Annotated in this window: 23 protein-coding genes; 8 read left to right on the top strand and 15 right to left on the bottom strand. The window is 65.7% G+C overall.

Annotated features, from left to right (window positions below):
* Nucleotides 1–126 precede the first annotated feature (126 nt).
* Nucleotides 127–756: a TetR/AcrR family transcriptional regulator gene (locus tag TQ38_RS17590; protein WP_043975058.1), complete on the top strand. Its 630-nt coding sequence runs from the start codon at nucleotides 127–129 to the stop codon at nucleotides 754–756.
* Nucleotides 757–821: 65 nt separating this feature from the next.
* Complete coding sequence (locus TQ38_RS17585) at nucleotides 822–3,164, top strand: adenosylcobalamin-dependent ribonucleoside-diphosphate reductase (protein WP_052505675.1); 2,343 nt, start codon at nucleotides 822–824, stop codon at nucleotides 3,162–3,164.
* 41 nt (nucleotides 3,165–3,205) lie between these two features.
* On the opposite strand, the gene treY is transcribed toward TQ38_RS17585, so the two are convergent.
* From treY to glgX, 3 genes are read right to left on the bottom strand one after another with little or no spacing between them, the layout of a single operon-like run.
* Nucleotides 3,206–5,431 (bottom strand): malto-oligosyltrehalose synthase, encoded by a 2,226-nt coding sequence (gene treY / locus TQ38_RS17580; protein ID WP_043975055.1) that lies wholly within the window; start codon nucleotides 5,429–5,431, stop codon nucleotides 3,206–3,208.
* Between the two features lie 17 nt (nucleotides 5,432–5,448).
* Nucleotides 5,449–7,167, bottom strand: a complete 1,719-nt coding sequence (treZ, locus tag TQ38_RS17575; protein WP_043975054.1) for a malto-oligosyltrehalose trehalohydrolase — start codon at nucleotides 7,165–7,167, stop codon at nucleotides 5,449–5,451.
* Between the two features lie 13 nt (nucleotides 7,168–7,180).
* Complete coding sequence (gene glgX, locus TQ38_RS17570) at nucleotides 7,181–9,295, bottom strand: glycogen debranching protein GlgX (protein ID WP_043975052.1); 2,115 nt, start codon at nucleotides 9,293–9,295, stop codon at nucleotides 7,181–7,183.
* Nucleotides 9,296–9,668: 373 nt separating this feature from the next.
* On the opposite strand from glgX, the gene TQ38_RS17565 reads away from it, so the two are divergent.
* Entirely contained in the window at nucleotides 9,669–9,929 is a 261-nt protein-coding gene (locus tag TQ38_RS17565; RefSeq protein WP_043975050.1) for a hypothetical protein, read from the top strand.
* Nucleotides 9,930–9,947: 18 nt separating this feature from the next.
* On the opposite strand, the gene TQ38_RS17560 is transcribed toward TQ38_RS17565, so the two are convergent.
* The 8 genes from TQ38_RS17560 to copC form a co-directional block, all read right to left on the bottom strand.
* Nucleotides 9,948–10,586, bottom strand: a complete 639-nt coding sequence (locus TQ38_RS17560) for a glutathione S-transferase family protein (protein WP_043975046.1) — start codon at nucleotides 10,584–10,586, stop codon at nucleotides 9,948–9,950.
* Nucleotides 10,587–10,807: 221 nt separating this feature from the next.
* Nucleotides 10,808–11,575, bottom strand: a complete 768-nt coding sequence (locus tag TQ38_RS17550; protein ID WP_043975042.1) for a cupin domain-containing protein — start codon at nucleotides 11,573–11,575, stop codon at nucleotides 10,808–10,810.
* 43 nt (nucleotides 11,576–11,618) lie between these two features.
* Nucleotides 11,619–12,239, bottom strand: a complete 621-nt coding sequence (locus TQ38_RS17545; protein WP_043975040.1) for a hypothetical protein — start codon at nucleotides 12,237–12,239, stop codon at nucleotides 11,619–11,621.
* Nucleotides 12,236–12,952 (bottom strand): HupE/UreJ family protein, encoded by a 717-nt coding sequence (locus TQ38_RS17540; RefSeq protein WP_043975037.1) that lies wholly within the window; start codon nucleotides 12,950–12,952, stop codon nucleotides 12,236–12,238. Before TQ38_RS17540 ends, TQ38_RS17545 begins: the two co-directional genes overlap by 4 nt.
* Nucleotides 12,953–13,008: 56 nt before the next feature.
* Nucleotides 13,009–13,389 carry a hypothetical protein gene (locus tag TQ38_RS17535; RefSeq protein WP_043975035.1) on the bottom strand — a complete coding sequence of 127 codons (381 nt, stop codon included), beginning with the start codon at nucleotides 13,387–13,389 and terminating at the stop codon, nucleotides 13,009–13,011.
* Nucleotides 13,390–13,412: 23 nt separating this feature from the next.
* Nucleotides 13,413–14,147: a DUF4198 domain-containing protein gene (locus TQ38_RS17530; RefSeq protein ID WP_043975032.1), complete on the bottom strand. Its 735-nt coding sequence runs from the start codon at nucleotides 14,145–14,147 to the stop codon at nucleotides 13,413–13,415.
* Between the two features lie 139 nt (nucleotides 14,148–14,286).
* Nucleotides 14,287–15,159, bottom strand: coding sequence for a copper homeostasis membrane protein CopD (copD, locus tag TQ38_RS17525; RefSeq protein WP_043975030.1), 873 nt, complete (start codon nucleotides 15,157–15,159; stop codon nucleotides 14,287–14,289).
* Between the two features lie 4 nt (nucleotides 15,160–15,163).
* Nucleotides 15,164–15,553: a copper homeostasis periplasmic binding protein CopC gene (gene copC, locus TQ38_RS17520; protein ID WP_043975029.1), complete on the bottom strand. Its 390-nt coding sequence runs from the start codon at nucleotides 15,551–15,553 to the stop codon at nucleotides 15,164–15,166.
* A 122-nt stretch (nucleotides 15,554–15,675) separates the two neighbouring features.
* Here copC and TQ38_RS17515 point away from each other — a divergent pair, with 122 nt between their 5' ends.
* From TQ38_RS17515 to TQ38_RS17495, 5 genes are read left to right on the top strand one after another with little or no spacing between them, the layout of a single operon-like run.
* Complete coding sequence (locus TQ38_RS17515; RefSeq protein ID WP_043975025.1) at nucleotides 15,676–15,948, top strand: hypothetical protein; 273 nt, start codon at nucleotides 15,676–15,678, stop codon at nucleotides 15,946–15,948.
* Nucleotides 15,949–15,952: 4 nt separating this feature from the next.
* The gene (locus TQ38_RS17510) at nucleotides 15,953–16,387 is read left to right on the top strand and encodes a periplasmic heavy metal sensor (RefSeq protein ID WP_043975021.1); all 435 of its coding nucleotides are present in this window, start codon (nucleotides 15,953–15,955) and stop codon (nucleotides 16,385–16,387) included.
* On the top strand, nucleotides 16,384–16,962 hold the full coding sequence (locus TQ38_RS17505; protein ID WP_240198121.1) for a sigma-70 family RNA polymerase sigma factor: 579 nt from the start codon (nucleotides 16,384–16,386) through the stop codon (nucleotides 16,960–16,962). The genes TQ38_RS17510 and TQ38_RS17505 overlap by 4 nt, the downstream gene beginning before the upstream one ends.
* A 58-nt stretch (nucleotides 16,963–17,020) precedes the next feature.
* Nucleotides 17,021–18,772 (top strand): copper resistance system multicopper oxidase, encoded by a 1,752-nt coding sequence (locus tag TQ38_RS17500; RefSeq protein ID WP_043975018.1) that lies wholly within the window; start codon nucleotides 17,021–17,023, stop codon nucleotides 18,770–18,772.
* Nucleotides 18,769–19,641, top strand: coding sequence for a copper resistance protein B (locus TQ38_RS17495; RefSeq protein WP_043975014.1), 873 nt, complete (start codon nucleotides 18,769–18,771; stop codon nucleotides 19,639–19,641). Before TQ38_RS17500 ends, TQ38_RS17495 begins: the two co-directional genes overlap by 4 nt.
* 7 nt (nucleotides 19,642–19,648) lie before the next feature.
* Here TQ38_RS17495 and TQ38_RS17490 read toward each other — a convergent pair whose 3' ends face one another.
* The 4 genes from TQ38_RS17490 to TQ38_RS17475 all read right to left on the bottom strand — a co-directional run bounded on the left by TQ38_RS17490 (nucleotide 19,649) and on the right by TQ38_RS17475 (nucleotide 23,937).
* The gene (locus tag TQ38_RS17490; protein ID WP_043975012.1) at nucleotides 19,649–20,800 is read right to left on the bottom strand and encodes a M20 aminoacylase family protein; all 1,152 of its coding nucleotides are present in this window, start codon (nucleotides 20,798–20,800) and stop codon (nucleotides 19,649–19,651) included.
* Nucleotides 20,801–20,811: 11 nt separating this feature from the next.
* Nucleotides 20,812–21,306 (bottom strand): Lrp/AsnC family transcriptional regulator, encoded by a 495-nt coding sequence (locus TQ38_RS17485; protein ID WP_043975010.1) that lies wholly within the window; start codon nucleotides 21,304–21,306, stop codon nucleotides 20,812–20,814.
* A 22-nt stretch (nucleotides 21,307–21,328) separates the two neighbouring features.
* Nucleotides 21,329–22,711 carry an aspartate aminotransferase family protein gene (locus tag TQ38_RS17480; RefSeq protein WP_043975007.1) on the bottom strand — a complete coding sequence of 461 codons (1,383 nt, stop codon included), beginning with the start codon at nucleotides 22,709–22,711 and terminating at the stop codon, nucleotides 21,329–21,331.
* A 149-nt stretch (nucleotides 22,712–22,860) separates the two neighbouring features.
* A complete protein-coding gene (locus TQ38_RS17475) occupies nucleotides 22,861–23,937 on the bottom strand; it encodes a tartrate dehydrogenase (protein ID WP_043975004.1) in 1,077 nt (358 codons plus the stop codon).
* Nucleotides 23,938–23,939: the final 2 nt, after the last annotated feature.

Below are 23,939 nucleotides of genomic sequence, written 5' to 3'. Positions count from 1 at the left end.
CGCGCCAGCCGTGACGAACGGCCGGCGCGGGCGTTTTTGCGTCCGGCCCGGGGGCTTCGGTACGGGCCTGTTGAAAGTAATCATTGCGCGTTGATTAAATGTGAGGCGCCGCCTAGCGTCCCGGTCATGGAAGCATCTGTCATCAAGCGCAGCCGGGGCCGCCCTCGCAAGGAGGATGCGCCCGAGCCGGCCGGTATCCTGCACGCGGCGCTGAGCGCCTTTGCCCAGCATGGATATGCGGGGGTCAGCCTGCGCAATATCTCGCAGGAGGCGGGCGTCGACGCGGCGCTGATCGCGCGGCGCTACGACGGCAAGTTCGGGCTGTGGCGGGCGGTGGTGGACGAGGTTTCAGCCGGGCTGAAGAATGCCTACCTTCCCGCAGCGCAAGGACCCGAGATCGCACTTGAGGCGCGGCTTCATGCCACCATCGAGCGCTTCGTGCTGTTCAGTCTCGACATGCCCGATCTCGGGCGGTTCTTCGCCGACGAGATTTCCCGCCCCGGCGAGCGGCGCAACTATGTCATCGAGCAGATCTGGAACGTGAACAACGAAGCGCTTCTGCCGCTTTTGCGCGAAGCACAAGGTGCAGGCATGTTGCCGCCGGAATGTGACGCAGAGACGTTTCTCACGATGCTGATCGGCGCCGTTGCGATGCCCTTGATGATGCGTTCCGTGGCTTTGCCCGGGATCAATTCCGAACAGGGCAAGGCGGCCTATATGCGCAACGCGCTCTCGCTTTTCAGGCCGCGCGGCTGACATCATTTTTCGAGAAATTTCCTGCCTTTACCGGCACAACCAGCAGAACGGACAGACGCCCCCCGATGACCGGAATCGACAGCCAAGGCCCCCTCGACCAGCCCGTAACCGTCCATATCTGGCGTGAGAAGTATCGGCATGGGGACGAGGCTACGCCGTCCGACACGTTCCGCCGCGTCATCGCCGGGGTTTATGCCAGGGACATGCAGCACGCCGCAGAGGCGCTGGCCGCGCTGGAAGCGCGTGACTGGGTGCCCGGCGGGCGGATCTTCGCAGGGGCAGGCACCGCCAAGCGGGTGACATGGATCAACTGCTTCGTCAGCCCGACCATCCAGGATTCGATGGACACCGAACCGGGCCAGCCGGGCGTGGGCATCATGCCAGCGCTGAGCGTGGCGGCCTTTACCCAGCAGCAGGGCGGCGGCATCGGGATGGACTTCGGCACGATCCGCCCCGACGGCGCGCTGGTGGCGCGTACCGGATCGGTATCGTCGGGCGTGATCCCGTTCATGGCGATGTGGGACGGCATGTGCTTGACCATCCGTTCCAGCGGATCGCGGCGCGGCGCGATGATGGGCGTGCTGCCGGTATGGCACCCCGATGTTCTGGCTTTCGTGACCGCGAAGACGCGCAAGGATTTCCTGAAGAACTTCAACGTATCGGTCACGATCACCGACGATTTCATGGCGGCGCTGGAAGAGGGGCGGCACTGGGATCTTGGCTTTGCCGTGCCGCGCGCGGACGGCAAGCATGTCGAGGTGCTGGAGAAGGAGGGTGCGCCCTGGTACGTCTACCATAGACTGCCGGCGGCTGAGCTGTTCGACCTTATAACCCGCACGACTTACGATTTCGCCGAACCCGGCGTCATCTTCATCGACCGGGTGAATGCGCTCAACAACCTCAACTACTGTGAAACCATCGCCGCAACCAACCCCTGCGGCGAACAGCCCCTGCCGCCCAACGGCGATTGCGATCTTGGCCATGTCAATCTGGCGAACATGGTGCTGGATCCCTTCACCGATGCGGCGCGGATCGACTGGGACCGGCTGAAGGCCGCCGTGGCGACGGGCGTGCGCTTCCTCGACAATGTGCTCGACACCTCGCCCTTCCCCACGCCCGAACAGCGCGAGGAGGCACTGGCGAAGCGGCGCATCGGCCTTGGCTACACCGGCCTTGGCAACCTGCTGCAGCAGATGCGAGTGCGCTACGGTGCGGGCGCGGTGCCGCTCGTGGAGCAGCTGGGCGAGGCGATCGCGGTGGCGGCCTACCGCACTTCGGTGGAACTCGCACAGGAGCGCGGCGTCTTCCCGGCTTATGATGCCGAGTCTTTTGCCCGCGCGCCGTTCCTGGCCAAACTGCCGCAGGACCTGCGCGATGACATCGCCGCTCACGGTATCCGCAACGGCGTGCTGCTGACGCTGGCGCCGACCGGCACGACCTCGATCTTCTACGGCAACGTCAGTTCAGGCGTGGAGCCGACCTTCAGCTGGCACTACAACCGCGCCGTGGTGGTGGAGCAGACCGCGACGGAGCAGAAGACCGAACAGTTCGAGGTCGAGGACTATGGCTGGTTCCTCTACAGCCGCCTTCCCGGTTTCGATCCGGCGGCGCCTTTGCCCGACTACATGATAAGCGCGCTGGAACTCTCTGTGGAGGACCACATCGCGGTCGCCGCCGCCGCGCAGCGCTGGGTGGACGCGGCCATTTCCAAGACCATCAACTGCCCTGCGGCCATGAGCTACGAGGCGTTCCGCGAGGTCTACCTCACCGCCTACCGAATGGGCATGAAGGGCTGCACGACCTACCGCCCCAGCGGTGTGCGCGGTTCGGTCCTGTCGGTTGCCGAAACGGCTCCATCCGCGCCGAAGCCCGCCCCTTTCGCTTCCGAGGAGCAGGCGATCCTGAAGCGGCCGGAAATCCTGTCCGGAAAGACGATCAAGATCAAATGGCCGGTCGACGGCGAGAACTATTACCTCACCATCAACGATTACGTGCACGGCGACGGGCGGCGCGTGACGTTCGAGATCTTCATTTCGACCAGTTCGGTGGAGAATTTCGAGGCGATGGCGGCGCTGACCCGGACGCTTTCGGCCGCCTGCCGGCGCGGCGACGCGACTTTCCTGTTCGAGGAACTGGAGCGCGTCCACTCCCCCAAGGGAGGCTCTTTCGTACGGCTGGAGGGCGAGAAGAAGGGTCGCTATGCCCCAAGCCTCATTGCCCTGATCGGCCGTATCCTGCGCATGCATTCCGCGCCCCAGCAGGAGCTTTTCGATGATCCTGCCCCGGGGGTGGAGACGGTCGGCGCAGAAGAGAACGGCGAGGAATGCCCCAACTGCAAGCGCGACACCGCGCACCGCATCGAAGGGTGCCTTACCTGCTTCCAGTGCGGCTTCAGCAAATGCGGTTGAGCGCTTTGCCGTTCAACCGGTAGGGATGGCGCGGCAGCCGATCAGGCGGGATGATCGGCGAGCCGCGCCGCCTGTCTCACCGGGATCGGGATGGCGAATGTGAACTTTTCGCCGTCCCATCCACGCTCGACCAATAGTGCGTTGTCGGCCGCGACCAGCCGGTAGCTGCCTTGGGCGAACAGGCGCGGCGAGGCGCGGCGCCGGGCGAGCAGTTCGCGGGTAAGCGCCAGCTTGCGGGCGGAGAGGCTGGTGTCCGCCGCGTCCAGAGCCATCAGCCCCTCCCAGTCGACGGGACGGCGGTTGTCCGGGTCGGTGAGGGCGACGGCAAGGCCTTCGGTGCCCTGATAGATGTCGGGCACCCCGGGCGCGGTGAGTTGCAGGGCTACCTGGGCAAGCACGACCGTCTCCACGGCGGCGTCGAGCGAGGCGGCAAGGTCCTGCGGCATCAGCCCGGCCCCCGAAAGGTCGTTCAGCAGCGTCCGGGCAAGAGCGGTGACGGCGGCTTCGGCGGCCTCGTCCGGGGCTTCGTGGCGTGACAGTTCCTTGGCCTCGCGCATGGCTTTGGCGATGTGGTCGGCAAGTCGCTCGTCCGCATCGGGCTGGCCGCGCAGGATCAGCGCGGTCTGCAGGGCGTAGATGCCCCAGCCTTCCGGCAGGCCAAGGCTCAGGGCGGTTTCACGGGCTTCGGCGTAAAGGTCCTGTGCCGCTTGCGGGAAGTGGCTGAGGGCGATCAGCACCGCGCGCGCATCGGCGGAACGCTTGGTATCGTGGGTGGAAAGGGCATCGAGCGCGAGCGGTGTTTCGGCCGCGCGCATCGCCATGAGTTCCTGGAACCCCTCCCGGTCGATGGGGTCGAGGTCCGGCTCCGAACCTACTTCGCAAAAGGGCAGGAAGGCGATGCTGCGGAAGAACACCGTGTCCTCTTCGGACTTGGCGGTGAGGGCGCCGGTCAGCTGTTCGAAGCGCGCAGCGAAAGCGCGGGCAAGCGGGTCGTCGGGCGCGCGCAGCAAGTCCACCAGCCGCGCTGCGTCTTTTTGCGGGCCGGTCGCCGCGACGGCCTCGTTGATTTGCGGGGACAGGGGGCACAGGTCGGCAGCGTAGGAACGGTAGACCGGCCAGGCGGTCGCCAGCCGGGCAACTGCGTCCATCACCGCAGGCTGTGCGTCCTCGTGGGCGGACAGCGCGGCCATGGCGGCATCCGTGACACGCTCCAGTTCGGGCGTGAAGACCTGTTCCAGCAGTTCGCCGCGCACCTTGCGCACTTCCTGCGTGGTGGAGGGGGGCACTGCCCCGTCCGCCGCCTCGCGCATGGCGGCAAGACCGGCGGGATCGGTCAGCAGGCGGGTGACCGGGCTCATGAATTCATAGCCGCTCATGCCCTCGATCGGCCAGTTCGCGGGGATCTGTTCGCCGGGTTTCACGATCTTTTCGATCCAGACCGGGGTGTCGCCCACGGCCTCGCGCAGGCGGTGGAGATAGCCGCCCGGGCGGGCGAGGCCGTCTATGTGGTCGACGCGCAGGCCCTGCACCTGACCGGCCGCGACAGCATCAATGATCCAGCTATGGGTAAGGGCGAAAACTTCCGCGTCTTCCTGCCGCACGCCGATGAGGTCGGTGATGTTGAAGAAGCGGCGGTGGACGATGCGGTCGGCACTGGCGCGCCAGTCGCCCAGCGACCAGTGCTGCTCGGCCAGCAGGGCATCGAGCGCGGCGTCGTCCAGTGCGGTGCCAGCCTGCGCCAGTCGCTGGGCGAGCGGGGTCAGGCGTAACGGATATTCGCGGTCATAAACGCGCAGGCTGGGGTCGTCGCCGCTGCCCGCAAGCGCGATCTGGCCCGCCGCGTGCACTTCGGCCACGGTGCCGTCCAGGACCGGGAAGTGGATCGGGCCTTTATCCCAATCGATGTCGAACACGCCGGCGAAGCGGCTGTCTGTTCCATGGCGCATCACATCGGCAAGGAACCGATTTTCGGGCGTGAAGGCCATGTGGTTGGGGACGATATCGATGACGATGCCGATCCCGACCCGCTGGGCAGCATCGCTCAGCGCTGCAAAGGCCTCCTCGCCGCCCAGCACGGGGTCGATGCGGGTCGGGTCGATCACGTCGTAGCCGTGGGTGGAGCCGCTGGCGGCGTGGAACGGCGGGGAGAGGTAGAGGTGGCTAACCCCCAGCTCGACCAGCCATGGCAGCAGCGTTCGGGCGCGGTCAAGATCGACGCCGCAGCGCAGCTGGAGGCGGTAGGTGGCGACGGGTACGGCTGGCGGCATCAAAGGTTACTCCCGTCTCACAAGGCCGTCACGGCGGCAGAGAACGCAAAGGGGCTGGACGGATCGGACAGTTGCAGGATCGGCGCAGGGTGCGCCTCGAAATCGGCGCGTTCCCCGATCCCGAGCCGCGCCCGCAGAAGCAGGGCGGTGGACCCGAATGTCCAGCGTGCCTCGATCTGCGGCCCGCTGCGATTCACGGCAGCGACCGGGTTCGGGTGTTGCGCAAGCAGCGGGGCGATATGGCCGGCGCGCAGGGTCAGCAGGCCGTGGACGAACTGTTCGTGTTCCCACTGCTCGGGACGGTCCGGCTCGCCGATCTTCGAGGCGAGGAAGGTTTCGCGCGCGATGGGATCGGGAACATCGCCGCCGAAGCTGGCGAACCCGGCGAATTCCTCCGCCCGGCCCTTGCGCACGGCTTCGGCAAGATCGCCCGAAAAGTCGGCGAAGAACTGGAAGGGGGCCGGGGTGAGGAACTCGTCGCCCATGAACAGCATGGGCACGAACGGCGAGAGCAGCGTGAGCGCGGTGACTACGCGCAGGGCGTGGTTGTCCGGGGCCAGTTGATGCAGGCGCTCGCCCCGGGCGCGGTTGCCGACCTGATCGTGGTTGCCGAGGAAGTTGATGAAAGCCGTGCGCGGCAGGTGCGCGCTGGGTTCTCCGCGCGGCTCGCCGTTCCGGCCGCTTTGCCCCTGCTCGACATAGCCGTCGGCGAGGGCTTTCGCGATATCGCCGACCGGGTCGACCGCGAAGGGGGCGTAATAGCTTTCGTCCTCGCCGGTCAGAAGGCAGTGGACGGCATGGTGCCAATCGTCGTTCCACGTCGCTTCGAAGGGCGCTTCGGGGGTGAAGTAGCGGGCAAGGTTGCGTTCGTCCTCGGTGACGAGGTGAACGGGGCGGCCAGCGACATGGCTGCGGATGCGTTCGCCCAGTTCGTCGAGGAAGTGCTTGGCCGAGTGGTCCTCGATGGCGTGGACGGCGTCGAGGCGCAGGCCGTCGAAGCGGTATTCGTCCAGCCAATGCAAGGCGTTGGCAATGAAGAATTCGCGCACGGCGGGGGTTTCGAAGGCAATGCCCTGACCCCACGGAGAGGTGCGGTCTTCATGAAAAAAAGCCGGGTTCCACGCCGCGAGGTAGTTCCCGGACGGGCCGAAGTGATTGTACACCACGTCGAGCAGCACGCCCATGCCTTGTCCGTGCGCCGCGTCCACCAGCGCGCGCAGATCGTCGGGCGTGCCGTAGGCCGGGTGCGGGGCGTAAGGCAGCACGCCGTCGTAGCCCCAGCCGTGCGCTCCGTCGAATTGGGCGACGGGCATCAGCTCGATCATGGTGATGCCAAGATCGCGCAGGCGCGGCAGGTGGTCGATGGCGGCGGCGAACGTGCCCTCCTGCGTGAAGGTGCCGATATGGAGTTCGTAGACGACCGCCTCGTGCCACGGCAGGCCGGGCCATTCCTGCTCCCACGCGAAGCGCGATGGATCGACGAGGCGCGAGGGGCCGTGGACATCGCCGGTCTGGGCGCGGGCGGCCGGGTCGGGATAGGCCGCGCCGTCGACGATCCAGCGATAGACGCCGTCCGCCTGCGCTTCGGCATCGAGCTGCCACCAGCCATCGCCCGCCGGCCGCGCCGCCAGCACCGATGCGCCCAGTTCCACCGCGACATGGCCGGCATCCGGTGCCCAGAGGCCGAAGCGCCAGCGGCGGTCGTCGATCGGGGCCGCGCCCCACGCATTGGTCATGTGCGGGTCCCGCTCAGACGGGACGGAACAGGCAGAGGCTGGCGGGCGAAATCGCCGCCGTCTCGCCGGGAATGGCCTCGGACGTGAAGGGATCGTCGCGGGCGCTATCCAGCACGCGGACCCAGCGATCCGCGCCGTTCCCGCTGGGCAGTACGAAGTCCAGTTCGTCGCCCGCGTTAAGTACCGCGAACAGTGGCCGTCCGCCGTCGAGGAAGACCTCGCGGGCGGAATAGTCAATCATCATGCCCAGCACGCGCAGCCCATCCTGGTTCCATAGCTCCTGGTCCATCGGCCGGCCGTCGGGCTGGAACCATGCGATCTCGACGCGCTCGTTGTCGCTGGCGTCGCCTTGCAGGAAATTTTCCTGGGACAGCACCGGGAACTGGTGGCGCAGCGCGATCATGTTCGTGCAGAATTCGAGGAATTCGTCGTCGCGCGCTTCCCAGTCGACCCAGCCCAGTTCGTTGTCCTGGCAGTAGACGTTGTTGTTGCCCTGCTGGCTGTTGCCGATCTCGTCGCCGGATAGCAGCATCGGCACGCCCTGGCTGACCAGCAGCGTCGCCATCATCGCCCGGCGGCGGCGAGCGCGGGCGGCGATGATGCCTTCGTCGTCGGTGGGGCCTTCGGCGCCCATGTCATCGGAGATGTTGTTGTCGTGCCCGTCGGCGCCGCCTTCGCCGTTCGCCTCGTTATGCTTGTCGTTGTAGGAGACGGTATCCATCAGCGTGAAACCGTCATGCGCGGCGAGGAAATTGACCGAGCTGGTCGCGCCCCGGTCGGAATGGTTGAACTGCACCGGAGAGCCGATCAGGTGCTGGGCGATATCGCCCACCTGGCCTTCGTCGCCGCGCCAGAAGCTGCGGGTGGTATCGCGGAACTTGTCGTTCCATTCGCGGAACGGGTGGGGGAAGCCGCCGACCTGATAGCCGCCAAGGCCCACGTCCCACGGCTCGGCGATCAGCTTCACGCCGGCGAGGATCGGGTCCTGCCGGATGGCGTCGAAGAAGCCGCCTTCGCGGTCGAAGCCCGCCGATTCGCGGCCCAGGGTGGAGGCCAGGTCGAAGCGGAAGCCGTCGACGTGCATCACCTGCACCCAGTAGCGCAGGGAGTCGAGGACCATGCGCATGACCATCGGATGGGCCACCTGCAGCGTATTGCCGGTGCCGGTGGTGTCGAAGCTGTAGCGCGGATTTTCTGGGCTCAGCAGGTAGTAGCTGGCGTTGTCGAGGCCGCGAAAACACAGCGTAGGCCCTTTTTCCGAGCCTTCGGCGGTGTGGTTGTAGACCACGTCCATGATGACCTCGATCCCGGCCTTGTGGAACCGCTTCACCATGTCCTTGAACTGCTTGATCGCGCGGGGCGCCACGTCGCCGGAACGCAGGAAGCGCGGTTCGGGGGCGAAGAAGCCAATGGTCTGGTAGCCCCAGTAGTTCGACAGCCCCTTGTCCAGCAGCATCCGGTCGTCGAGGAAGAACTGGCAGGGCAGCAATTCGATCGCGGTGACGCCCAGCTTGCGCAAATGGTGGAGGATCGGCTCGCTGGCCATGCCCTCATACGTGCCGCGCAGGGCTTCAGGCACGTCGGGGTGCTGCATGGTGAGACCGCGCACGTGGGCTTCGTAGACCACGGTTTCGGTCCAGGGGCGGGCCAGGGTCTGGTCGCCCTCCCAATCGAAATCGGGGTCCTGAACCACGCTTTTTACCATGAACGGGGCGGAATCGCGCCCGTCGAACGTGGTATCGTCGCCGGTGGTGAGGTCATAGCTCCACAGGGCATCGTCCCAGCGCACCGCGCCGGATACTTCGCGGGCATAGGGGTCAAGCAGCAGCTTGTTGGGGTTGAAGCGGTGGCCGCGCTCAGGCTCATACGGACCGTGGGCGCGAAAGCCGTAGAGCTGGCCGGGCTTTACCCCGGGAACATAGCCGGTGAAGACGGACCCTTCGCGCGAGGGCAGTTCCATGCGCGAGACTTCCTGCGTGCCGTCATCGCTGAACAGGCACAGCTCCATAGCCTCGGCATTTTCGGAAAAGACTGCGAAATGCGTGCCTTGACCGGTATATTCTGCGCCCAGTTCGTGGATCAGACGCTCCGGCTTGGCGAAGGAAAACTCGGCGGACCCCTGCGACATTGCGACACTCCAGATGGTACGGGTGCAGGAAGGGGCATGGCATACAAACCATGCCAGTGATGCCCGGAAACCTGCAATTCCCATGATGCTGCGACTGCTAACTCGCATGGGGGCCGGGCGTTCCCATCGGGTGAGTGCAAGTATGCGCCAGAATCGACAGTTGATCCGGCAAGATTCGCCTTTGATCCCGATGAGACCTTACAATCTTGCGCCCGGAGGCGGCGTATCCGGGGGCATTAACCGCCTTGTCGCTGCCGACCAGGCGCCATCCCCAGAAAACCTGCGGACGACGCGCTATCCTCCGTATAATTACGGATGCAACTCTGGCCGAACTGGCGCATTTTGTTTCCATCCAGAGATAAGGGGACAGCACATGGCAAGCGAATGCATCGCCTATCGCGATTCCAAGGGCGGGCTCCATAGCAGCGCCGAGCGGGCTACGCTGGAGGACCTCGCTGGCGTTCTCGGCCGGGTTGGCGACGAGGGCGGCATGACCGGCGGCGTTGCCCGCATGATCTTCGACAAGCGCGAAGAGATCGAGCGGGTCTTCGCCGAGCACGACGCCTTGATCGCTTCGGCGCCCAAGCACGAGGAAATCGGGCCGGGAGTGCAGACGATCCGCGCCGTTACCTGAGGCGCGGATCAAAGGATCTCAGGCGTATTTGTAGGGACCGCCTCGGGCCAGCGCCGCCTGATAGGCAGGGCGCGCGTGGATCGTTTCGAGCCACGCGGTGGTCGCGGGCCGGGAGCCATCCAGCCCCCCGCGATCGCGCGCGGCTTCCAGAGGAAAACTCATCATGATGTCGGCTGCGGTGAAGGTATCTCCGGCGAACCAGGGCCGGGCGAAAAGCTCGCTCTCGACGAAATCGAGGTGGACGTCGATCATCGGCTGCAGCCGCTTCTGTGCGATTTTACCGACAAGGGGGATCATGCCCAGCACCAGCTTGATCAGCAGCGGGGGCATCAGCGAACCTTCCGCATAGTGCAGGAAATGGCGATAGTGCAGCGCCGCCTGCCTGTCATCCGGAGGGCCTAGCGTGCCGCCGGCTTTCTCTACCAGATATTCGATGATCGCGCCGGTTTCGGCCACCGTGCATGGCTGGCCCGCGCCATCATCATCGACGATGACGGGTGACTTGCCAAGGGGATGCACCGCGCGCAGTTCGGGCGGCGCGAGCATCGTTTCCTTGTTCCGTTCATAGCGGGTGACCTCGTAGGGCATCCCCAGCTCTTCGAGCATCCACAGGATGCGCTGCGACCGCGAATTTTCGAGGTGATGGACGGTGAGCAACGGTTAATCCCTTCCCATGAGGCACGTGTCGACAAGGGACGAAGTCGCGGAATGTTGCTTCCGGCCTCGATTTTCCGCCGCAAGGCACCCACGCGCCCCGGGGACGCACCGGCGCAAAAGATTGCCGCCGCGCCGACGGAAAACCAGCTCGGACAGGTTGAGATCGCGTCCTACGGCGTCGATCCGGTCAGCGTTCTGCTGGCACCGGCAGCCTGCTCTATTCAGACGCGGTAGATCGCAAAGACCTTGGTCACGTCCGTGCGGCTGTCCCAGGCGCACCGGGCGCCTGCTTCCGCCAGAATGAGGTCGCCATCGCGGAAGGTGCCGCTGCGCCCGGCGTCATCAGTGAAGGTGACGGCGCCCTGGCCGAGCAGCATGATCTCGTGGTGGCCGTAGAGGATAGCCGTGCGGCGGTAGGGCGTGGAATTCCAGGTCCCGCATACGAAGCGGCCTTCATCGACGCGGTAGTCGTTGAAGTTGCAGCATTCCGGGGCGGGGCCGATCAGGACTTCGGGCGCGGGCTTGCCTGAAGGAGCGAATGCGGGGTCCTTGCTGATCGGCGTGATCGCACGGCCGGCGGCTTCGCTTTTCGCATAGCGCATGGCGATTACGGCGGTGTCTTCCCCGGCTGTCCAGCCAAAGTCGCTGCCATGCGGGATCACGGCGGCATCGTTAGGGCCCAGCAGGTAGTCGCCGCTTTGTGCCGTGAGCGTGAGCGCCCCGCTCAGGACGAGGACGAACTCGTCGCCGGGCATCTCCGCGACGGCGCCGCTGCCTGCGGGCAGGAGAATGAAATGAACCGGCCCTTCCGCGCCCGAGGAAACCAGCGCCGCGCGGTTGCCAAGGAATGGATCGCCCTCATATTCGCCCGGCTGTGCGCGCAGCAGCGCTTCGGCCTGCGCGGCGAAGGCGCGCAAGTCGACGAAGGAGGGCGGCCGCGCGATATCCGTGAACGTGGCTTCGAGGTCGGTCGTAGCGGCTACTGTCATGATGCGGTGCTTTCGTGGGGTCGGCCTTGGGGCGGGAGCGGGCTTATTCGGCGGGCGGTTCGAACAGGTCTAGGTAAAAGCCCTCGGTCTTCAGCGTGATCGTCACCGGGGTTTCGCCGCCGTTGCGCCAGTACCAGCCGTGGGTGCCTTCGAAGGGCGCGGTGAACGAGCCTTGCGCCTTGGTCATGTCCTTCTGCTTCCAGTAGGAGGTGAACTCGCCGTCCTTGCCGCCCTTGGGCTCGCCGTGCATGTCCATGCGGATGGCGCCGGAGGAACTCCAGCGGAACACCAGATGGTCGCCCTTGGCCATGTGCGCCTTCACCTCGATGCCGGAATGAGGCGGCAGGGTCAGGGTCTTTTCGTCGCTGCGCCAGGCGGCTTTGGCCGCGATGTTATCTTTGGTCTGGGCGGGGACTTCGGCGGCGGCGCTGGCAGCTGCGGGCGCAGCCACTTCTGGCGAGTCCGTCTCGTCCGCTTCGGCGCCGCCCGCCATGCGGGTTAGGCCCAGCGCCTTGCCGACGCCGGTGGGGTCTATGCCCCATTCGGCAGGCAGCACGAACAGCACGAGGATCGCGGCCGCCGCGGCGGCTGCGCCCAGCGAGGCGCGGGTGAGGGCGGCGGGAGATGCCTGATAAGGCAGGTTTGCGGCAGTCGCGGAGGTCATATCGCCTTCTCCGTAAAATAGCCGGCCATCTGGTAGCCGGTGAGAACCAGTCCGGCGCACATCAGCAGGGCGTTGGCGAACAGGACGTTGCGGTTGAAGCTGGGGCTGCGGCGCCACAGCGTCATCAGTATCAGGATGATGCTGAGCGCGATGAGCTGCCCCATCTCCACCCCGACGTTGAAGCTGACGAGGTTGGCCAGCAGCCCGTCACGCGACGAGATCAGGTCCTGCAGCTTGGTGGCAAGACCAAAGCCGTGGAAGAACCCGAAGATCAGCACCGCCGCCTTCTGGTTCGGCTGAAAGCCAAGGACTGTGGGAAATGCGCCCAGGTTGTCCAGCGCCTTGTAGACCACCGAAAGGCCGATGATCGCGTCGATCACGAAGGGGTTCGCGTGAAGGTTGAACATCACTCCGGCCAGCAGCGTGGTGCTGTGGCCCACCGCGAACAGCGTCACATACGTCCACACGTCCTTCAGCCGGTAGAGGAAGAAGATCACCCCGAACAGGAACAGCAGGTGGTCGTAGCCGGTCACCATGTGCTTGGCGCCAAGGTAGATGTAGGGGATGATGTTCACCCCCGGATTGGCCTGGATGAACGCCTTGTCGCCTTCAGCGACGCCGTGGGCGAGCGCGTCGGCCGCAAAGATGCTCATCGTCAGGGCGAGCGTAAGGGCCGCGCCGGCAGCGCGGGAAGGAAATCGGAAATTGCGCATGGCAGCCCCTGAAAACGGGTGACCCGCCGGTCTGGGGCCGGCGGGTCATGGGGGGATCACTTTATGACGAAGGTCGTGCCGTAGCGGGCCTGGGTCGCCTTGTTGACGACCTGCACCGCAACACTTGCGCCCTTGGCCAGCTTCACGCCCTTGGCCGTGAACTGGTTGCCCTTCGCCGGAACCATCGCGACCTCGGAGCGCTTGCCGCCTGCGTTGACGGTGAGCTTGGCGGTCATGCCGGCGGCGCTCACCGGCTCGTCCTCGTCGACGACGTAGAGCGAGACACCGGCTGGCGAGGTGACCAGTTCGAACAGCGTCTCGCCGTTCATCTGCACAACGCCGCCGTGTTGCGGCTTGGTCAGGCCGTGCGCCATCGCAGCGCCCGAAACGCCGGTCAGGGCCGACAGGCAAAGCAGGAGAGCAAGTGTCTTCTTCATCGTCGTAACTCCTCTAGTGCCGGTCACTCGGGCAGGTGGGCCAGGGTGAACGACAGCGTGGCGGTGTGTTCGATCTGCTTGTAGAGCTTCGGCTGGTCGGTCGGGCCGTCATACACGGCGCGGATTACGTTCAGGCCCTGGTTGCGCACGGGCAGGGTCAGGGTACCGTCGGTGGCGGTGATCTGCTCCTTGGCGTCGGGATCGTTGATCATGTCGTTGATCATCCGCGCGCCCGCGATCGGCTTGCCGTTGTAAAGCACCTGATACTTCAGCGGCATGCCCAGCGTGGCCGGGATCGGGCCTGCCGGAACGATCTGGAGCGTCTGGCCGGGGAGCGCGGGGATCGGCTTGGTCAGCGCGCCGACGATGCTGACCGCATACTTGACGTTCTTGGTGGAGACGGTGGCCTCGGGCATTTCCGCCAGAGTCTTCTTCTCGAACTCGCCGTCACCCACCCGCGACCAGACGCCATAGGGCATGATCGCGGATACCACGGTCGGCTGCGCGTCGCTGTCTACCAGGACCACCGGGCCGGATACGCGGGTCGCGGCCTTGATCGGCTGATAGTCGGCATCATAGGCGCTGACGTTTTCGATCAGCGGCAGGCGTTTGACGGTTTCGAGATCGTCGGCGCCGATGCCATAGATGATCGCCAGCTGCTTGGCGCGCGAGGCGAACCAGATGCCGTGGGCCTGCACCATCGGCGCGGCCATCGTGGCACCCAGGGTCAGAGCGAAAAGGGAAACCTTCAATCGCATTTCGTCTACTCCAAGTTGCGGCCGTTCGTGTTCGGCTTTGGCACGATCAGAGTATGGACGAAGGCCAGCGTTTTATGTTGCAATGCGATGACTGACGGCAGATTTACGCGTTTTCAAGAGGCTGGCGGAATCTGACGTTTCAGGCCGGGGCAGTCGGGTCGATCATGCCCAGCCATCCCACCAGCATCAGGATGAGGAAGCCCAGGGCGATCTCCACCGCCACCGCGCCGGCCAGACGTGCGCGCGAAGCGGCGGCATGGCGCTCGAACGCGGGCGTAAGCCGGAAACGGTTGTTGGCGGCCAGCGCCAGCATGGCGGCGAATGCCAGCAGCTTGAGCGCGAGAAGCTGTCCGTAAAGGGTGCCAAGCGCACCGGGCAGCGCGGCAACGCCAAGGATCATCACGCCGTTGACGATTCCCGTTACGACAAGCAGCGCCACACATAGCCCGCCCAGCAAGGCGAAGGCGCGCAGCAGGGCCAGCGTGATATCGCCGCTGGCCTGACGTAAGGAGAGCAGCAGGCAGGCCATGCCCCCGATCCAGATCGCGGCGGCAAGGATATGGAAGGTGTCGGCCAGCATGTGCAGACAGCCGGCCATGCCTTCGCTGGCGGCGGCGTGTCCCCCCCAGGCCAGAGTGGCGGCGGCGATGGAGGCGACCATGGCGACTGGACCCGGCCCGGCCTTGCCGGAAAAAGGAAGCAGGAGAAGGAGCAGTACGGCCCGGATGAGGATGGCTTTGCCCGATGCCGTCGCGGACAGCACCAGTGCCACCATCTCCCAGTCGACCGGCAGAACCGGAGTACCGGCCATCCCGGCACTGACGACCAGCAGGCTCGTCAATGCCAACACCGCGCCGCCGGCCAGCAGCACGCCGTAGGCGGCGCGGTATCGGGCAAACACCTCGCCTGCCCGGCGGGGGCCGAGCGCAAGGCGCAGGAACAGTGGAACGCCCGCGACCAGCGACAAGATCGCATATGTAGCGAACCGCAGCGCGATCGCGGGCGCGTCCATCCGCTTACTTGACCGAGAAGCTGTAGCTGCCCTCGATGCGGTGCGTATCGGCGGTCACCGCGTGCCACTTCACGTCATAGGTGCCGGCGGGCAGGGCGCGGGGCAGGGTGATGGTCATCGCCTTGCCGCCGCCAGCCAGCGCAGTCTTGAACCCGGAGACTTTCATCGGCTCGTGGTTGGCCATGCCGGGCATCCCGGTCATCACGATCTCGACGCCGGACATCTTCTCGATCAGGGTTTCGGAAAAATTGAGCGACAGCGTGCGCACGTTCGATGCCTTTGCATCGGCGGCCGGGGCGGCGCTGACCAGTTTGGCGTGGGCAAACGCCGGACCGGCGGCGAACAGCGCGGCGGCGGCAAGTGCGGAAGCGGCGATGGAGGTGAAGCGGCGCATGGGTGATCCTTTGCGGTTTCGCGTTGTGTACGGCCTCAATACGCGCGCTGATCGTGCGCCCCTCATCGCCGTGAGTGATTTTTGTGCGGGCTGCGTATAGGTGGGAAGTGGAGGTAATTAAGATGCGCGATATTGACGAACTGCTGGCGGACCTGCGCGGTGACGGCGCCGATCCAAGGCTGGCGGACATGGACGCCGCCGTGCTGGCAGGCGTGAGCCAGCGGCGCGCACAGGGTGCGGCGCGGCGCACGTTGGTCCTCACCAGCGTGATGGCGCTGGGCATCGGCTTCGTCGCCAGCTTCTCAGCGCCGCAAAGCGCGCGGGCGGTGCCGTCCTTCGCGCTCAACGCGGTGCCTTCCAGCGCGCCGTCCAGCCTGCTGATGGGCGGGCGCTGAGCGGGTGGCGCGCCCTTCGTACCTCATCGTCCTTTTCGCGTTTCTGGCCGCGATCGCCGGAGTATTTATCGGCCGACTGCTGTTCACGCCCGAACCGCCGATCGAGAACCGTTTTCACACCCTGATCCACCATGAGCTGAAACTGGACGCTGCCCAGACGGCGCGGATCGAGGCGCTGGAACGCAGTTTCGCGGCGCAGCAGGCCGGCTACGAGCAGGAGATGCGCGATGACAACCGCCGTCTCGCCGAAGCGATTCAGGCGGAGAAGGGCTATGGTCCGCATGTCGCCGATGCGGTGGACCGTTCGCACCACGCCATGGGTATGCTGCAAAAGGAGACGCTGCGGCATCTGTTCGCGATGCGCGCCGTGCTGCGCCCCGATCAGGCGCAGCGTTTCGACAAGGCGATGGTGGACGCGCTGACCGCACCGCAGCAGTGAGCGCACCGCTGCCCGCAGCCGTATCCGGGGCCGACGATGACGGCACGCTGGCGGCGCTTGCGCTGTCCGGCCGGGAGGATGCATACCGGGCGCTGATGGCGCGTCACCGCGATGCCGTTTACCAACTGGTGCGGGCGCAGATCGAGGACAGCGACGGCGCGCTGGACGTGACGCAGGAGAGCTTCATCGCCGCTTTCGCGCATCTGGACCGCTACGATCCGGCGCGCCCGTTCCGCTTCTGGATCATGCGCATCGCCATCAACAAGGCGCGCGACTGGCGGCGGCGGCGCAAGGTGCGCAGCTTCTTCTCCCGTGCCCGGCCGATGGATGAAGGGCTGCAGGTTTCGGACATCGCCCCGGGGCAGGAGCAGCAGGCCGCTGCCCGGCAGGAACTGGCGCGCACCCGCCGCGCGATCGATGCCTTGCCCGAAAATCTGCGCTCGGTCCTGTTGCTGCGCACCATCGAGGGCATGAGCCAGACTGAGGTGGCCGCTCTGCTGGGCCTCAGCGAAAAGGCGGTGGAAACGCGCCTTTACCGCGCGCGCATGAAATTGACCGAGAGTTTGAGGGTATAGCGATCCTTGCGCGTATGCTGATGTGACGACGGATAAAAACGAAGGACCACCCCCCAAAATGCCACCACCCAAACTCGACCGCCGGACGATCATGCGCGGCGCGGCGGGACTGGGAGTTACGGCAGCGCTGGGCGGGATGTTTCCCGGCTGGGCAATGGCGGGAACGGCCGGCGCGGCGCAGGGCGCGGTGCTTTCGGGTGAGCGTATCCGCCTCGATATCGGTCATACCCACGTTACGTTCGGCGGGCGCGAAGGCCATGCGGTGACGGCCAATGGCACGATGCCGGGCCCGCTGATCCGCCTGAAGGAAGGCCAGAACGTGCGCCTTTCCGTCGCCAATGGCCTGCGCGAGGATACGTCGATCCACTGGCACGGGCTGATCGTGCCATTCCAGTTCGACGGGGTGCCGGGGATCAGCTTTCCGGGGATCAGGCCCGGCCAGGTCTTCGACTACGAATTCCCCATCCGCCAGGCCGGCACCTACTGGTACCACAGCCATAGCAACATGCAGGAAGCGATGGGCCTTATCGGCCCCCTGGTCATCGATCCCGCAGGAGAAGAACCGGCGCCCTACGAGCGCGAGCATGTGATCGTGCTCTCCGACTGGAGCAGCGTCCACCCCCACATGCAACTGCGCCGCCTGAAGCAGCAGGGCGGCTACTACAACCGCCAGAAGCAGACGCTGAAAAGCCTGCTGGCGGGCCGCGACCAGCCCCTGTCGGAGCGGATGGACTGGGGTAAGATGCGGATGGACCCGACCGACATTTCCGATGTCACCGGCTCCACGTACGATTTTCTCATCAACGGCCATGATACGGCCGGCAACTGGACCGGCCTGTTCGCGCCGGGTGAACGGGTGCGGCTGCGCATCATCAACGCCTCGTCGATGACCAACTTCAACTTCCGTCTGCCGGGCTTGCCCATGACCGTGGTGGCGGCGGACGGGCAGGACGTGGAGCCGGTGGAGACCGACGAGTTCCAGATCGGCATCGCCGAAACCTACGACGTCATCGTCCGCCCGGAAAAGGCGGAAGCCATCGCGATCATCGCCGAGGCCATCGACCGTTCGGGCCTGTGCCGCGCCACGCTGGCGCCGCAGATCGGCATGGTCGCCGCCACCGTGCCGCTTCGCCAGCGTCCGCTGCTGGCAATGAAGGACATGGGCATGGACATGTCCGGAATGGACATGGCGAGCGGTACGCTGGACCTCAGCGCCCCTGCCGATGCGCCTGCTGCGGGCGGGCACGGCGCGATGAAGATGCGCGACAAGTCGCTGGCGCCGCCCAGCGTCAGAATGGGGCCGGGCGTGGCGACGATCTCCGCCGCGCCCGCCGACCGGCTGGGCGACCTGCCCACCGGCCTGGAGGATACGGGCCACCGCGTGCTGACGTATGCTGACCTGCGCGCGCTGGTCCCCGCCGCCGACCGGCGCGCGCCGGGCCGGGAACTCGAAGTCCACCTTACCGCCAACATGGAGCGCTACATGTGGTCGTTCGACGGCGTGAAGCTGAGCGAGAACCCCGATCCGCTGGCGTTCCGTCTGGGAGAGCGCGTGCGCGTCACGCTGGTCAACGACACCATGATGCCGCACCCGATCCACCTGCACGGCCATTTCTTCGAACTGGTCAACGGGGCGGAGGAGAAGCAGCCGCGCAAGCACACCGTCAATGTGCTGCCCGGCGGAAAGGCCAGCTTCGATCTTACCGCCGACGCTCCGGGCGACTGGGCCTTTCACTGCCATATGCTGCTGCACATGCATTCGGGAATGTTCCGCGTCGTGACGGTGCGGGCCGGGGAGGACGCGGCATGAAGCGCACCGTGCTGATCGCCCTGCCGCTGCTGGCGTTGACTGCCACAGGCGCGCAGGCGCAGGACCATTCGGGCCACGTAATGCCGGGCGCCGCGCCCGCCGAGGACAACGTGCCGGCTGCAGAGGACGTGCCGGCCGCTCCCCCACCTGCCGTTCCGGCGGACCACGCCGCCGATGCCTATTACGATCCAGCACAGATGGCGCAGGCGCGCAAAATGCTGGCCTACGAAGGCGGCGGCATGCCCAATTCGATGCTGATGATCGATCGTCTGGAATGGCGTCCCGGTCCGGGCGGGGACGGCTACAACTGGGAGATCGAAGGCTGGACCGGCGGCGACATCGACCGGCTTGCCATCAAGTCCAAGGGCGAGGGCGATTTCACCGGCAAGGCCGAGAAGATCGAGCTGCAGGCGGGCTGGTTCCACGCGCTGGACCCCTGGTTCAACTTGCGCGTTGGGGTGCGGCAGGACCTTCAGCCGCAGCCGAGGCGGACCCATGCCGTCCTCGCCATCGAGGGGCTGGCGCCCTACTGGTTCGAAACCGAGGGCGAGCTGTTCCTGTCCCAGAAGGGCGAAGTGACGGCGCGCGGCGAGGTCAGCTACGACCAAATGATCACTCAGCGCATCGTGCTGCAGCCGCGCGCGGAAGTGAACCTTTCGGCGCAGGACATGCCGCAGCTGGAAACAGGGGCGGGCCTCACCTCGCTGGAACTGGGCCTGCGCCTGCGCTACGAATTCGTGCGCGAGTTCGCCCCGTATGTCGGCGTGAACTGGGAGCGCAAGCTGGGCAAAACCGCCCGCTATGCCCGCGCCGAGGGCGAGAGCCCCGGCGGCCTGCGTTTCGTGACGGGCGTAAGGTTCTGGTTCTGAAGGCGCGTCAGGCGGGAAGGAGCTTTTCCGCCAACGCAACGTGCAGCCGCAGTCCGGTTTCAAGCACGTCGTCGTTGAAATCGTAGCCGGGGTTGTGCAGCGCCGGAGAGCCGGGGCCGCGCGCCTGGCCCAGCCAGATGTAGGCGCCCTTGCAGGCCTGCAGCATGAAGGAAAAATCCTCCGAGGTGAAAGCCGGTTCGGGGGCGCGCAGGGCGGTGCCCACGGTGGCGGCAATCTCCAGCGCTTCGGCGGCGGCTTCCTCGTCATTGATCGTGGCGGGATAGTAGCGTTCGTAATCGACCTGCGCCGCCACGCCGAACGACAGCGCGGTGCCCTGCGCCATTTCGCGCAGGCGCGTCTCGATCAGGTCCTGAATCGCCGGATCGAACGTGCGCACGGTGCCGATAATGCTCACGCTTGCAGGGATCACGTTGTGCGCGTTGCCGCCGTGCAGCTGGGTGACCGACAGCACGGCCGAGGACACCGCCGGTATCGCGCGCGAGACGATGGTGTTGAGCTGGCCGACCAGCGCCGATGCCGCAAGCAGCGCATCGGGCGTGCCGTGGGGCAGCGCGGCATGGCCGCCTTTGCCGGTCAGCACGATCTCGAACTTGTCCGCCGCTCCCATGATCGGGCCGGGGCGCGTGGCGATGGTGCCGGCGGGGAGGTCTGGCCAGTTGTGCAGCGCGAATACCCGGTCGCAGGGGAAGCGTTCGAACAGGCCTTCTTCCACCATGACACGGGCGCCGCCGAGGCCTTCTTCCGCGGGCTGGAAAAAGAAGTTCACGGTGCCGTCGAAATTGCGGGTGCGCTCCAGATGCTGCGCAGCACCGAGCAGCATCGCAAGGTGCCCGTCATGGCCGCAGCCGTGGAACACGCCGTCGGTGCGGCTGGCATAGGGAAGGTTGGTCTGCTCCTGAATCGATAGCGCGTCCATGTCGGCGCGCAGGCCTATGCTGCGCCCGGAAGTGCCATTGCGCAATACGCCCACGACGCCGGTCCTGCCGACGCCTTCATGCACTTCCAGCCCGATCTCGCGCAGCTTGTCGGCGATGATCGCGGCGGTGCGGCGCTCCTCGAAACCGAGTTCGGGATGCGCGTGGATATCGCGGCGGAACGCTACGAGCGGAGAGAGCAGGTCGTCGATGGCAGCATTCATGGGCGCGGTCCTCAGTGCTGCTCGCCGAACAGCTTCTGTATCGGGTAGTGGTGCTTGATGAAGGGCGATTTGATGACGACGTAGCTGAAATATTTCTCGATACCGTAGTCGCCCTCAAGCATCCCTTCGACGATCGACTGGTAGTGGCTTACGCCGCGCGCCACGAACTTCAGCAGGTAGTCGTAACCGCCGCTGACAAGGTGGCATTCGACGATCTCGTCGAGCTTCCTGATCTTCGTCTCGAAGCGCGAGAAATCCCCAGACCGGTGCTCGGTCAGGGTGACTTCGGTGAACACGGTCAGCATCTCGCCCAGCTTGTTGAGATCGATCTGGGCGCTGTAGCCTGAGATGAAGCCGGCCTTTTCCAGCCGCTTGACGCGGGTAAGGCAGGGGCTGGGGGAAAGCCCCACGGCGTCCGCCAGTTCCACGTTGGTCATGCGTCCCGCGCGCTGCAACTGCGCGAGTATCTTGAGATCTATCCGGTCGAGCTTCAGCCCCAATGTCATGCCTGTGTTCCCCCCTTTTCGTTCAGCTTATCGACTGCCGGATGTCCGGTTCGTCGAGCAGGCTGTCCAGGGTGCGACCTATGCGTTCGAATATCATATCCATCTCATCATCTGTGCAACACAGCGCGGGCGCAAGCCCTATGATGTTGTCGGCAAAGGCCCGGAAAATAACGCCGTTTTCGTAGCCGCGCTTGAACAGGCGGTCGGCGAGGGCCAGCGACGGGTCGAAACGGGCCTTGCTGCCCTTGTCCGCCACCAGTTCGATGGCGCCCAGCATGCCGCGTCCCCGCGTATCGCCGACCAGCGGGTGCTGCGCGATGGCGGCTAAGTTCGCTTCGAAGCGCCTGCCCACGCTTTGCCCGTTGGCAAGGATGCCGCCCTCTTCATAAAGGCGCAGCACTTCCAGCGCGACGGCGGCGCTGACCGGGTGACCGGAATAGGTCAGCCCGTGCCCGATGGCGAGGCTGGCGTCGGCGCCGTCGGCGATGCCCTGGTAGACCTTGTCCGACATCAGCAGCGCGCCCATCGGTGCGTAGCCGGCAGTCAGGCCCTTTGCCAGGGTCATGAGATCGGGGCTTACTCCTTCGGCCTCGCACGCGAACATCGGGCCAGTGCGGCCGAAGCCGGTGATGACCTCGTCGGCGACGAACAGGATGTCCAGTTCGGTGCAGGTATCGCGCATGGCTTTCAGCCAGCCCACCGGCGGCACGACGACGCCGCCCGATCCCTGGATCGGCTCGCAGAAGAAGGCGGCGACATTGTCCGCGCCAAGCTGCTCTACCTTGGCCTTCAACTGGCTCACCGAAGCGGCGATCAGGGCAGCATCATCGGCCGCATCGCTGCGATAGCCGTAAGGCGAGGCGATGTGGTGCTGCCATTTCAGCGGCACGTCGAAATTGCGGTGGAAGTTGGCCAGCGCGGTAAGGCCCGATCCGGTCGAGCTGGAGCCGTGGTAGCCGCGTTCCAGCGCGATGAACTGCTTCTTGGAGGGTTTGCCCAGCGCGTTCCAGTAATGGACGATATAGCGGATCGCGCTGTCCACCGCGTCCGAACCGCCCAGCGTGAAGAAGACATGGTCCAGCCCCTCGGGAGAAAGCGCGACGAGGCGCTCGGCCAGGCGGATGGCGGGTTCGCTACCGAAGTGGAAGTACCCGGTGGCATAGGGCAGGCGGCGCATCTGCTCGGCGGCGGCTTCCACGATGCTTTCATGACCATAGCCGACGTTGACGCACCACAGCCCGGCGAAGGCATCGAGCAGGCGGTTGCCGTCGATATCGGTGAGCCACATGCCCTGTCCGCTCTGGAGGATCGTCGCGCCGCGCGCTTCGTGGCCGCGGAACGAGGTGACCGGGTGGATCAGGTGGTCCCGGTCGATTTCCAGAAGTGAGCGGTTCGAATTCGGCATGACTGCGGGGCTCGCATCAGTTGTTGATGGGCCTAGCCTAGGGTCGCGGCGCGGATAGAAAGCGCCGACTTTGGGAGGTTCTTCCGAACAGCGCGGTTATTTGCGATGGGGAGGCGGCATTTTGTGCCGCCTCCCCATCAAGGCATATTTCACGTCAGCGCGTCGGCCACGGCCATGCCGCAGTCCTGCGTGTTGGCCTTGCCCTTGAGGTCGGCGGTGCGCCGTTCGGGGTCGGCCAGCACGGTTTCCACCGCGCGCATGATCGCGGCGGCCGCTTCGGCTTCGCCCAGATGTTCGAGCATCATCGCTGCCGACCAGATCTGGCCGATGGGATTGGCGATGCCCTTGCCGGCGATATCGGGGGCAGAGCCGTGGACCGGCTCGAACAGCGAGGGGCCGGTACGGTCCGGGTTGATGTTGCCCGAGGGCGCCACGCCGATGGTGCCGGTGCAGGCCGGGCCAAGGTCGGAAAGGATATCGCCGAACAGGTTGGAGGCCACGACCACGTCGAAACGGTCGGGGTTCATCACGAACTGCGCGGTGAGGATATCGATATGGTACTTGTCCACGCGCACTTCGGGGTAGGCTTTCGCCATTTCCTCGACCCGCTGGTCCCAGAACGGCATGGTGATGGCGATGCCGTTGGACTTGGTGGCGGAGGTGAGGTGCTTCGCGCCGCGGCTCTGCGCAAGGTCGAACGCGTAGCGCAGCACGCGGTCGACGCCGAAGCGGGTCATCACCGTTTCCTGGATGACGATCTCGCGGTCGGTGCCGGGAAACATGTGGCCGCCCACCGCGCTGTATTCGCCTTCGGTGTTTTCGCGCACGATCCACATGTCGATGCTGCCGGGGCCGCGCCCGGCCAGCGGCGAGGGTACGCCGGGCATCAGGCGGGCAGGGCGCAGGTTCACGTACTGGTCGTATTCGCGCCGGAACTGCAGCAGCGATCCCCACAGCGAGATATGATCGGGCACCGTATCCGGCCAACCGACCGCGCCGAAGAAGATCGCGTCCGGCGCGCCGATCTGGGCCTTCCAGTCATCTGGCATCATCTTGCCGTGCTTCGCGTAGTAATCGCAGCAGGCGAAATCGTGCCATTGCTGCTCGATCGAGAAGCCGTAGAGCCGGGCGGCCTTTTCGAGGACGCGGATACCTTCGGGCATGACTTCGGTGCCGATCCCGTCGCCGGGGATGACGGAGATGGCGTAGCTGCGTGTATCGACCATGG

The sequence above is a fragment of the Novosphingobium sp. P6W genome (genome assembly GCF_000876675.2).
Classification (GTDB): domain Bacteria; phylum Pseudomonadota; class Alphaproteobacteria; order Sphingomonadales; family Sphingomonadaceae; genus Novosphingobium.
This window is presented reverse-complemented; position numbering and strand designations above follow the sequence as displayed.